The 11,170-nt window shown below is 43.1% G+C and carries 9 protein-coding genes and 1 tRNA gene; 3 read left to right on the top strand and 7 right to left on the bottom strand.

What is annotated here, in order from left to right:
- A partial coding sequence (locus tag EWV84_RS01375; RefSeq protein ID WP_502705756.1) for a nuclease/transposase family protein occupies positions 1-485 on the bottom strand: 485 nt, incomplete at its 3' end.
- Positions 486-1,588: 1,103 nt separating this feature from the next.
- Between EWV84_RS01375 and EWV84_RS01370 the strand changes: the two genes are divergently transcribed.
- Both EWV84_RS01370 and EWV84_RS01365 read left to right on the top strand, forming a co-directional pair.
- A complete protein-coding gene (locus tag EWV84_RS01370) occupies positions 1,589-1,873 on the top strand; it encodes a hypothetical protein (protein WP_287075930.1) in 285 nt (94 codons plus the stop codon).
- Complete coding sequence (locus EWV84_RS01365; protein WP_287075928.1) at positions 1,866-2,642, top strand: class I SAM-dependent methyltransferase; 777 nt, start codon at positions 1,866-1,868, stop codon at positions 2,640-2,642. Before EWV84_RS01370 ends, EWV84_RS01365 begins: the two co-directional genes overlap by 8 nt.
- A gap of 84 nt (positions 2,643-2,726) precedes the next feature.
- Here EWV84_RS01365 and uvrA read toward each other — a convergent pair whose 3' ends face one another.
- Together uvrA and cysE are read right to left on the bottom strand one after the other, a co-directional pair.
- Entirely contained in the window at positions 2,727-5,600 is a 2,874-nt protein-coding gene (gene uvrA, locus EWV84_RS01360) for an excinuclease ABC subunit UvrA (RefSeq protein ID WP_287075926.1), read from the bottom strand.
- A 201-nt stretch (positions 5,601-5,801) separates the two neighbouring features.
- Positions 5,802-6,575, bottom strand: coding sequence for a serine O-acetyltransferase (gene cysE / locus EWV84_RS01355; RefSeq protein ID WP_286825463.1), 774 nt, complete (start codon positions 6,573-6,575; stop codon positions 5,802-5,804).
- 214 nt (positions 6,576-6,789) lie between these two features.
- On the opposite strand from cysE, the gene EWV84_RS01350 reads away from it, so the two are divergent.
- Positions 6,790-8,445 carry a choice-of-anchor I family protein gene (locus EWV84_RS01350; protein ID WP_287075925.1) on the top strand — a complete coding sequence of 552 codons (1,656 nt, stop codon included), beginning with the start codon at positions 6,790-6,792 and terminating at the stop codon, positions 8,443-8,445.
- Here EWV84_RS01350 and tsaB read toward each other — a convergent pair whose 3' ends face one another.
- The 4 genes from tsaB to EWV84_RS01330 form a co-directional block, all read right to left on the bottom strand.
- Positions 8,446-9,048 carry a tRNA (adenosine(37)-N6)-threonylcarbamoyltransferase complex dimerization subunit type 1 TsaB gene (gene tsaB / locus EWV84_RS01345; protein WP_287075923.1) on the bottom strand — a complete coding sequence of 201 codons (603 nt, stop codon included), beginning with the start codon at positions 9,046-9,048 and terminating at the stop codon, positions 8,446-8,448.
- Positions 9,049-9,073: 25 nt separating this feature from the next.
- A tRNA-Lys gene (locus EWV84_RS01340) sits at positions 9,074-9,145 on the bottom strand.
- A 63-nt stretch (positions 9,146-9,208) separates the two neighbouring features.
- Positions 9,209-10,081, bottom strand: a complete 873-nt coding sequence (locus tag EWV84_RS01335) for an aldose epimerase family protein (protein WP_287075921.1) — start codon at positions 10,079-10,081, stop codon at positions 9,209-9,211.
- A 230-nt stretch (positions 10,082-10,311) separates the two neighbouring features.
- Complete coding sequence (locus EWV84_RS01330) at positions 10,312-10,998, bottom strand: diacylglycerol/polyprenol kinase family protein (protein ID WP_287075919.1); 687 nt, start codon at positions 10,996-10,998, stop codon at positions 10,312-10,314.
- Between the last annotated feature and the right edge of the window lie 172 nt (positions 10,999-11,170).

The following is an 11,170-nucleotide window of genomic DNA, read 5'->3' as shown; positions in this document are numbered from 1 at the left end:
CGTCTAACAACTCTTACCCGTTTAATCTGTTGCTCTGAATAATAAACTAATGTCTTTTGACTACACCATAAATCAAATTCTCCTGCTTTAAAACCGTCAGTAAATCTGATTTTACGTCGATCATCTGATAGTTTGTAGCCTGTTAGTTTATACTCAACGGAACGACTATGCTTTTTGAACCGAGGAAAACCCTTTTTCCCTAGTATTTTAGCATGACAATTCTGATCAAACCGATTAATTGATTGCCAGGCTCTATCGGCAGCCGATTGACGAGCTTGAGAGTTTAATTTATTAACCCAAGGGGTCTCTTTATTGTTAGCTAGTACCGCACAAAGCTTTTGGAGATCATTGCGGGTTGTTCCTTTATTTTCTATCCAATAACGAACACAAGAGTTACGCACAAACTGAGAAGTTCTGATAGCTTCATCGAGTTTCTGATATTGCTCTGGTGTTCCGTTTTTTAGCTTTGCTTCTACGACTAGCATCTAACAATCCTCGACCCTTGGCTAGGTTAAGTATAAGACAGTTTACCCACAGATGGTAGAATTAAACCGATGCTCTGGGGTTGATATTCTGGTCGGATTTCATCCCCCGCAAAGGTGAGTATCTTGTCGAAAAATGTAGCGGGGGCATTCATCCGACATTTTAGGTAACAACAAAACCGCACTAAGGCAGTTTTATCCCAAATCCAGTTAGCAAAACCCAGTTATCATCAGGGACCACTGAAGTGGTCACTAGAAACAAGAAGGTTTGTCCACTGCACTGGATCAGGGGGATTTGGTGTTACCCTGACAATTGCGGCTCGATATCCTCGCCCATACCCGAAGTCGATCCCAACGATTGGACAGTCTCAGATGGTCAATAAGTCTAACCGATTGTCTTACCTCTGCTCAGACTATCGAACGAGGTTTTCCGACCTTGATAGTCCTGAGTCGGCGTTTGATAATCTAACCTTTGATGGAATCTTAGCTTATTGTAGCACTTTATACAGATATGTGGTCCGCGATGCTTTTTTCTCTCTTAGCGTTGCTCAAATAAAAATACCTGATCTTGCGCGTAACTCAATTTAAAACTAGGCGATCGATGCAAGCCTCCGATCAGATGGCTGACAACCGACGGCGACTCGTCCAACCGGGATGGCGCTGGTTAAGCAGGACATAATCAAACTGCTGCAAGTCAATCTCGGTGCTATCTACTTTCGTCAACTGGAGGTTGAGACGGTGGGTCAGGTGAGGAGCAATTTGGGAAGTCGTCAGGACAATTTCCAGGCTATCAAAGACAACTACTATAAAATAACTTTACATTTCTTTTATCACTTTTGGAAAATGCTATCCTTGTAATTGATGCCAATTGGATAATTTAAGCGCATCTTATGATAGTCTAAATCTTTTCTTAAAGATGGTAGTAGGAAAGAGCGGCTACCGTGAGAGAGTAGTATCCATCGTCTCGGTCTTGAGTGGGATGTATGGCCATTCTCATCGGATGGTGGTTTCTGTCATGTCCGACCTGTTTGGGGTGAAGATGTCTTTATGGTTAAAAGATCGCAAGGGACGCACCTTGTCAGACGAGGACATATTACACTATCTTTATGATAGTAGTAACCTTAGCCAAAACCATGAGAACAATTAGTTTTAAAACCCATGTAGGAGAAGATGGAACATTACAAATATCTTTACCGCCTGAACTTAAAAACACAGATTTAGAAGTTACCTTAGTTTATCAGCCAATATCTCTAAAAGAAAAAGAAGAAAAAACTACATTTAGCCAATGGCAAGAAGGCTTTTTTGAAGAAGTAATTGGCGGTTGGGAAGGTGAATTATTAGTAAGAGAAAAACAGCCAGATTATGAGGAAAGAGCGATCGAGAATGATTAAGGACAAAAATCAGCAAACCTATAGAGACCCTAGTATTGTCAGTTATTATGCCCAATTAACCGCGCTACAGCCGGCAGAAAGGACAATTTTAACCCGGCTGCAAGAGCGTTTATCGACGATGAAAATGCTTGATTTAGGGGTAGGTGCGGGACGGACTACGAAGTATTTTGCACCTCTTGTGGGAGAATATATCGGTGTTGATTATTCTGCGGAAATGATCGCCGCTTGTCGTCAAAAATTCCCCCATTTAGTCTGGCAAGTGGCCGATGCCAGAAATCTAGAACAATTTGCGGATAATTATTTTGATTTTATTCTCTTTAGTTTTAATGGCATTGATTATATTTCCCCTGCTGACCGTTTCCTAGTTTTAGAGGAAATTAGTCGCATCGGTAAAGCTGGTGGTTATTTTTGCTTTTCTAGTCATAATCTTCAGGGAATTATCTCAGAATTCGATTGGAAAAAAAAGATTAGTTTGAATCCTTTTAGTAGCTATGTTAATTTAGTCATCTGGGCGATTTTGCGTGCCTGTAATCCCTCTCTTAGCTACAAACAGTTATTGACTGCTGACTATGCAATTATTCGGGATGAACCCCATAATTTTCGTCTGCAAAATTATTACGCCACACCCAAAGAACAATTAAGACAGTTAAAGTCTTACTTTCAAGATATTAAAATTTATTCTTGGAAAACTGGTCAGGAAATTAAGAGCGAACAAGAGTTAAATACTAATCTTGATCATTGGCTTTATTATCTCTGTGTTGTTCCCTAATAAGTAGCTAGACACAATTAATTATACATATCTAACTACCTCTTGCCTCTTGCCTATCCTAACCAAGAAGTTAATTTTATCCCATTACTTATTATCTTGCTTTTTTGGGGGATATTGAAGTAATGCTTGGGCAAGATAATGACCGGTGTAGGATTTTTCACATTTAGCCACGGTTTCCGGTGTTCCCACCGCGATTAATTCTCCTCCCTTGTCCCCTCCTTCTGGTCCCAAATCAATAATCCAATCGCTACAGCGAATCACGTCGAGATTATGTTCGATGACGATAATCGAATTACCTTTATCGACCAATCTTTGTAACACATCTAAGAGATGATGCACATCATAAAAAGATAACCCCGTAGTCGGTTCATCGATCAAATATAGGGTTTTTCCCGTGGCCCGTCGGGATAATTCGGCCGCTAATTTCACCCTTTGCGCTTCTCCACCGGATAAAGTGGGAGCGCTTTGACCGAGTTTACAGTATCCTAAACCCACATCCACGAGAGTTTGTAATCTGGTGGTGGCCCGGGGGACATTTTCAAAGACCTTTAATGCTTCCTCGATCGTCATATCTAAGACATCGGCGATCGAATAACCTTTATACTTAACCTGTAGGGTTTCCCGATTGTAACGCGCCCCTTTACACACATCACACTGCACATAGACATCGGGGAGAAAATTCATCTCGATGACGTTTACTCCTTGGCCTAGGCACGCTTCACAGCGTCCTCCTTTAACATTAAAAGAAAACTGCCCCGCTTTGTAACCTCTAGCTTTTGCTTCGATGGTTTCGGTGAAAATCTCGCGAATAATGTCAAAAACCCCCGTATAGGTGGCAGGATTTGACCGAGGAGTGCGTCCTATCGGTGATTGGTCAATGACAATTACCTTATCAACCGCGTCCAATCCTGCCACTTTATCTAACTCTTTGGGGAAGGGAGTTAAACGGGTTAAATGATGTTGTAAAGCCGGATATAATAACTCATTAATTAAGGTGGATTTGCCCGAACCAGATACTCCCGTAATCGAGACTAATTTTCCTAAAGGAATCGTTACATCAATATTTCTTAGGTTATTTTGATGGCAATTTTTTAAGACTAAAGCATTACCATTCCCTTCCCTTCTTTGGGGAGGAGTTTCAATAACTTTGCGTCCCGATAAGTAGGCCCCTGTTATCGATTTTTGGGACTTTAAAAGGGTTTTAAAACTGCCTTGACAGATGATTTCTCCGCCATGAATCCCCGCTTTCGGACCGATATCGACGACATAATCGGCTGCCCGAATCGTTTCTTCATCGTGTTCGACGACAATTAAAGTATTACCTAAATCTCGTAATCTTTGCAGGGTTTCTAACAGTTTACTATTATCTCTTTGGTGTAATCCGATGCTAGGTTCATCGAGAACGTATAGTACTCCTGTTAATCCCGAACCGATTTGAGTGGCTAATCGAATTCGTTGGGATTCTCCCCCGGATAAAGTCATCGCCGGTCGATCGAGGGTAAGATAATCTAATCCCACATCGATTAAAAATTGTAGTCTCGCTTTGATTTCTTTGAGGGCTAATTCTCCAATTAATGCTTGTCTTGGGGTTAAATGACAATCATTAATTCTCTGCAAACAATCCCGAATGGTAACTCCGGTAAAATCCGTGATCGTATATTGTCCTAAACGTACCGATAAAGCTTCCGGTTTTAATCTTTTTCCGTGACAAACTTCGCAGGTTTGGTTAACAATATATTTCTCTAGTCTTTGTTTAATAACTTCCGAGGTGGTTTCTTGATAATTCCTATCTAAGATATTGATAACTCCCGCAAATTCTCGATAGTAACCGCGACCAGTATCATAACGGTAATCATCTTCAAAATAGATCGGTTCTTTACTCCCATAGAGAATGATATCTTGCTGGGTTTTTGTTAGTTTCTGCCAAGGGGTTTGAATTTCAAAACCTAAAGCTTGCCCTAAACCGTAGAGGAGAGAAAGATAGTAGGAGTTATCCTTATCTGACCAAGGGGCAATAGCCGAATAAACCGGTTGTTTCGGGTCTGGAATGACTAAATCTGCCGAAAATTTTCGTAAACTGCCCAATCCGTGACAGTTGGGACAAGCACCATAGGGAGAATTAAAAGAGAATAAACGGGGGGATAATTCCTCCATAACTGCCCCGTGTTCAGGACAGGCAAATTTCTCGGAAAAGACAATTTCTTTGGTAACTTCGGGATTATCTTCGTTATTCTCATCGAGAATTTCCACAATCGCTACACCATCGGAATGCTTTAAACAAGTGGTTAAAGAATCTACTAATCTTTCCTGTAAACCCTCTTTTTTGATCAGGCGATCGATAACAATTTCAAGATCATGAAGATGTTTTTTATCTAACTCGATGCCCTCGGATAATTCTACTACCTTGCCGTCAATCCGCACCCGGGCAAAGCCTTGGGAGGCCAAACTAGAGATTAATTGCTTATGAGTGCCTTTTTTGCCGCGAATTACCGGGGCTAAGATTTGAAAACGGGTTTTCTCGGCTAATTCCATCACTCGATCGCACATTTGATCGATGGTTTGGGGGGCAATATTGCGATCGCAATGGGGACAATGGGGTTCACCGGCACGACCGAACAATAAACGCAAGTAATCGTAAATTTCCGTTACAGTTCCCACACTAGAACGGGGATTGTGGGAAGTGGATTTTTGGTCAATGGAAATAGCCGGACTTAAACCCTCGATCGCATCCACATCGGGTTTATCTAATTGTCCTAAAAATTGGCGCGCGTAGGCGCTGAGGGACTCCACATAGCGGCGCTGTCCCTCCGCAAAAATAGTGTCGAAAGCGAGGGAAGATTTGCCCGATCCCGAAACTCCCGTAAAAACAATCAACTGATTGCGGGGTAATTCGAGATCAACATTTTTGAGATTGTGTTGTCGGGCGCCACGGATACGGATCGAGTCAGTTTGAGCCATCGGACGGTGCCAAGTAGTCCTTAATAATAATAGCTTTGACGAATGGGTTTCAGCTACTAAGTAGGTAGGTGTTAAAAATTGTCAGATACCCCCTTATTAAGGGGGAATTAAGGGGGGATCGAAGGCAAAATCCATCTTCTATTTAATTAAAACCACTTACTTAGAAAACCAGTCTTCTATCATATCAGAAGATTATCGGGGTTAAACCGCCCGTTCGAGAAACTCGCGCATATCTCGATCGGCCGCAGGACAACAGCTATGACTCGCTTCTTCTTCTAAATGGGCTAAAACTGGGCAATTAATCCGATAATCTGGTTCTTTTGACCGTTCTAGCCGCAATTCGTACACTTGTTTTTCCAGTTGTTCGATGCGGTCCACCAAAGCGCGAATAGCCACCGCTTCCGAGTCGAGTAAATCACCGTGTTCGAGGGGTTCCACCCGCGTCCCGGCCCGATAGATTAAACGACCGGGGACACCAACAACGGTACAATCGGCGGGAATATCGCGCAGGACCACAGAACCAGCACCGACGCGAACGTTATTACCCAGATAAATATTACCTAAAACCTTGGCCCCAGCGCCGACCACCACATTTTCCCCTAGAGTCGGGTGACGTTTACCGCTTTCTTTCCCCGTCCCTCCTAAAGTAACTCCTTGATAGATGAGGGCATAATCACCGACAATGGCCGTTTCTCCGATGACAACTCCCATGCCATGGTCGATAAAAACACCCTGACCTATTTGGGCGCCGGGGTGAATTTCGATACCAGTCAGAAAACGGGCAAGATGGGAAATTAAACGGGGAATAAAGGGAATCCCGATCTGATATAGCCAATGGGCGAAGCGATGGCACAGTAAAGCCTGTAATCCGGGATAACAAAACATTACCTCTAACCAGTTGCGGGCAGCGGGGTCACGTTCAAAAATGATCTTGAAATCGGCTAGGAGAGTAGATAACACGAGTCTTGATTCCATATTGATCGAGCTTATACTAAACCATGTTATCACTCTGGTAAATGAGCCGTTCAACTAAAAAGCGATCGAGGAACCCCTTCTTCTAGATCGCTTTTACTGTCCTTGGCCAAATTTTGAAGATATCCTTAATTTCTCTCTTGTTTAATCTTCCTTTAACTTGGATCTGAAAAAATGCGATTGTTTAGCCTTTTTTTGCAGGTTTTCAGCTAAAAATATGATTCATGCTATCTATCGTCACCATGGGAAATTTTTATTAACCTTGCTGTCAATTGCTGGCAGTATCAACATTGTTACCGAATCGGCCTCAGCTTTAAATATCACCCGATTGAGCAGCCTTGGCAATAGTACAACTGCTGCTAATAACTTTGGGGCTGAAATTCCCACCTACGACCCCGCTAGTCGCAGATTATTCGTGACCGGTCCCAATAATCGTCTAGATATTGCCGATATCAGCAATCCCGCTAGTCCAATTCGCTTACCCTCGCTCGATCTTAGCTCCTACGGTGCAGGGGTTAACAGCGTTGCCATCAAAAATGGTATTGTGGCCGTGGCCATGGAAGCTAGTACGATTACCAATAACGGCAGTGTGGTCTTTTTCGATACTAATGGTGTCTTTCAGAGTCAGGTTACTGTGGGTGCTTTACCCGATATGTTAACCTTTACTCCTGACGGTAATCGGGTTTTAGTGGCTAACGAAGGGGAAGCGAGAGGCGCGATCAATCCCGATGGTTCCGTTAGTATTATTGACTTAAGTGCTGGTGTTCTCAATCCCACGGTTAACACTGCCACCTTTACCAGTTTTAATGGTCAAGAGAACGCTTTAAGAAATCAGGGAGTTCGGATTTTTCCCGGTCAAACGGTTTCCCAAGATGTGGAACCAGAATACATCACCGTTTCCGAGGATGGAACCTCTGCATGGGTGTCTCTACAGGAAAATAACGCTATTGCGATAGTCGATATTGCTAACGCTCAAGTCACCAGTATTTTACCCCTAGGAGCTAAGGATTTTAACGCACCGGGTAATGGTTTGGATCCTAGCGATCGAGATGGGGTAGTATTTGGAGGAGCGGCTAATTCCCCAGCAGTGAGAATTAATAATTGGCCGGTTTTTGGCTTATATCAACCGGATACGATTGCTACCGTTACCATCGCCGGACAAACCTATTTAATTACTGCCAATGAAGGGGATACTAGAGATGAGGCTAGACGAGTTTCTACTCTAACTTTAGACCCCAATGTTTTCCCTAATGCGGCAGACTTGCAATTAGCCCGAAATCTCGGCCGTTTGGATGTTTCCACCATCGATGGACTTAATGCCCAAGGTCAATATAGCCAACTTTTTGCCTATGGTGGTCGTTCTTTTTCGATTTGGAATGTAACTAATGGACTGTCCCAAGTCTTCGATAGCGGCGATGATTTTGAACAAATTTTAGCGACTTTTTCGACAACTCCCCTAACTGCTAGTATTTTTAATTCCGATGGTACTCCTAGTAGTTTCGATAGTCGTAGCGATAACCGCGGCCCAGAACCAGAAGGTTTAGCCGTGGGAACCGTGGGCAATCGTCTCTATAGTTTTGTGGGAATAGAAAGGGCTGGCGGTTTCATGGTTTATGATATCACCAACCCTAGTAATCCTTTCTTTGTTAATTATATCAACGATTGGCAATTAGGCGATATCTCCCCCGAAGGATTATTATTTATTCCCGCTGCCGATAGTCCCAATGGTACTCCCTTGTTAATTGTTGCCAATGAAGTGAGTCGTAATGTGGCAATTTATTCCGTGAAACCTGTCCCAGAACCTAGCGCAGTTTTAGGATTAGTAACCCTCGGATTAGCTGGTTATAGTTTGAAAAAAAGAGGGAATTGCTAATCACATCCCGTAAAATGGTAGCGCCTCCGACCAATGGGGGCGTTTTCCCGTTTGCCAATCCAAATAAGCTAAATCGAGGATATCGGGGGCATTTATGCCTAAATAACTGGGGGTGGCTAATCTTTGATAGGAAATAGTTGAGTTTTCTAAAGTCTGCTGCCATTGTTCGGGAGTCATCAGGCTATCAGCTAAATAAACCCGATTACCCCCATAGATGCCCACATACAATTGTCCCCTAGTGGCGGGCATTTCTAGGGCTAGATAGGTATCGGGAGGGTAAAAATGCCGTTGTGACCAAGCAAAGGCCGCTAAACTGGAGACGGCAAAAATCGGTAGCTGTAATTGTTGTGCTAGGGTTCTACCGGTGACTAGACCGATGCGGGTACTGGTAAAGCTACCCGGCCCCTTAGCGGTGGCTAGAAAGGCTAAATCTGCCCATTTTTGCGGGGCCAGGAACTGTTTTAGATAGGGGTGGAATAGGTTTGATAAGTCCCTGTCTAAGTCCCAAGTTTGTTGACGACTATCATCGCTGAAATTAGAGAGGGCCAGTCCTAGTTGGGGACTGCTGGTATGCAAGGCTAATCCATAGACAGGGGAAGACAAGTCAATCTTTATCAGTAAGTTTTTATGGGTCGCCTGGGATTCGAACCCAAGACCAATCGGTTAAAAGCCGAGTGCTCTACCGCTGAGCTAGCGACCCGTTTCGTGTTCTGCACACGATTTATTAATATAACATCTTATCGGGGCTAAGTCAAGGGGAAATTTAAATTTGATTGACTCGCATTTCCACGATCGCCTCACGGCTACTCTGGGGTTCTAAGTAGGTCAAATGTTCGCCTGTGTTGAGGGCGTTGCGGGGAGCGCTCCAGGGTTCGAGACAGATATAATTTTTATCTTTCAGAGTCCAAAAAACTATAGTTGTATAGAGATCGTCGTAACCGAGGATAATTTGACGTTGATGATAGGAATCACTAAAACTACTTTGATGGCGAGTAATTTGCGGAAAAGCGGCATCAATTTCTTCGAGATTAAAGTCAAAGTGGCCGGAGTAGGAATGGAGGGTTTTGCTGCGTTGGTCGAGGTATTGGGAGGAGGGAATATCAAAGGATAATCGGGTTTTATCGGTGACTTGAAAATAGGGATGGAACCCGATAGAAAAGGGCATTTTTTCGGGGGAAAGATTAATTACTTTTTGGTGAATTTTGAGGCTGTTTCCTTGCAGTTGATAGGTAAAAATTAATTGAAAATCAAAGGGATAGACTTGACGAGTGGCTTCATTACTGTTTAATTCTAGGGTTAAACTAGCGGCGTTTTCGCTGCTTTGTTTGCTCACTTGCCAGGGTAAATCACGAGCAAATCCGTGTTGTTTAAGGGTATAGTTTCGGCCTTGGTGTTGATAGGTATTATCGGGTAAGTTGCCACATATCGGGAATAAAATCGGGACTCCTCCGCGGACGCTGAGGTTAGGATATTTAAATCTTTCTGTGTCCAGATATAAAATATCTTCTCCGCAAATTTGCCAACGGGTGATGATTCCTCCCCTAGCGGGAACCACTTCCAGATAAGCGTCAGCCTCTTCATCCTTGAGACAATAGGTAAGATATTGATTTTGGTTTTGAGTGATAGTAAAGGTCATATCAGTTATCAGTTATCAGTTATCAGTTATCAGTTATCAGTTATCAGTTATCGGTACAGCTGACTAAAAAGCTGATTGCTAACATAGAACGTAGGTTGGGTTGAAGCATGAAACCCAACGCCCGATCATGTTACGCTACCACTAACCCATCCTAACAAATAATTGTGCCTCCCTACTTAGCTTAACCAATGAGGTTTTAGATTCGTCCCTTGTGAATAAGCTGGGATAGCCTAGCTTGAGATGAAAATTTGAGCAAGAAAATAGGCAATGGCGGCGCTACCAATCGGTACAGTGAGATTATCTATACCTAGTTTCGAGAAAGTTTCTAAAATAGTAGCTCCGATCGCTGTTAATAAAGATACTAAAATAATTGGCGGATTAATGCCATTAATAAAAGATAAAATAATCAAGCTGACTAAAAAGCTGATTCCCAACATAGTCAGGGAACCTTCCAGACTTTTGCCACTGCCGAAAATTTTGTAGGGATGTTGACCGAAATTTTGTCCGACTAGGGCCGCTAATCCGTCTCCCAAAGCCATAATTAAAATACCGATTGCCGCGTATTCGGGGTGAGAAATTGGCCAAAAATAAGCCACGAGAACACCTATACTAACAGCATAAAAAAAAGTTCCCCAACTGCGGCGACCAACACTATTAAGACTGGGTAAAATGGGAAAAAAATAGGATAGGATAGCAATAATTGCCGCTAGGATAGCGGCGCTTATTCCCACCCAAGCGGGGATATTTAACCACCAGGCAAAAAGGATGACGTTTCCTGTGCCAATGTGGACAACTTTGCGGGTAATTTCGCCATCGGTACTGAAAAGACTTTTTAATTTTTCAGCGATCAGAATCAGAACAGCTAAGTAACAGGCGACTAAACCGATCGAAAATAGGAGAGAGTGGTATAGTTCCACGTGGCAAAAGCGAAAATTGACTATCTATTAGTTTAGGCGATCGAGGTGACATTGTTGACATCCTCACCGCCGTAAACGGACGGTGATTCCCAAACCTCACGATTTAGGTTTCTGCTTCTTTCCCTTGCGGGGTTCCGCACCTGCCTTAACAGATTTACTCTGTTCTGGTCTT

It is taken from the genome of Microcystis sp. M_QC_C_20170808_M3Col, from assembly GCF_007095505.1.
Taxonomy (GTDB): domain Bacteria; phylum Cyanobacteriota; class Cyanobacteriia; order Cyanobacteriales; family Microcystaceae; genus Microcystis.
The sequence above is the reverse complement of the archived record's forward strand: the minus strand, read 5'-3'. Positions and strand labels throughout refer to the sequence as shown.

Coding starts and splice junctions, on each gene's coding strand:
- EWV84_RS01370 (WP_287075930.1), top strand. CDS start 1,589: ATGATAGTAGTAACCTTAGCCAAAACCATGAGAACAATTAGTTTTAAA.
- EWV84_RS01365 (WP_287075928.1), top strand. CDS start 1,866: ATGATTAAGGACAAAAATCAGCAAACCTATAGAGACCCTAGTATTGTC.
- uvrA (WP_287075926.1), bottom strand. CDS start 5,600: ATGGCTCAAACTGACTCGATCCGTATCCGTGGCGCCCGACAACACAAT.
- cysE (WP_286825463.1), bottom strand. CDS start 6,575: ATGGAATCAAGACTCGTGTTATCTACTCTCCTAGCCGATTTCAAGATC.
- EWV84_RS01350 (WP_287075925.1), top strand. CDS start 6,790: ATGATTCATGCTATCTATCGTCACCATGGGAAATTTTTATTAACCTTG.
- EWV84_RS01335 (WP_287075921.1), bottom strand. CDS start 10,081: ATGACCTTTACTATCACTCAAAACCAAAATCAATATCTTACCTATTGT.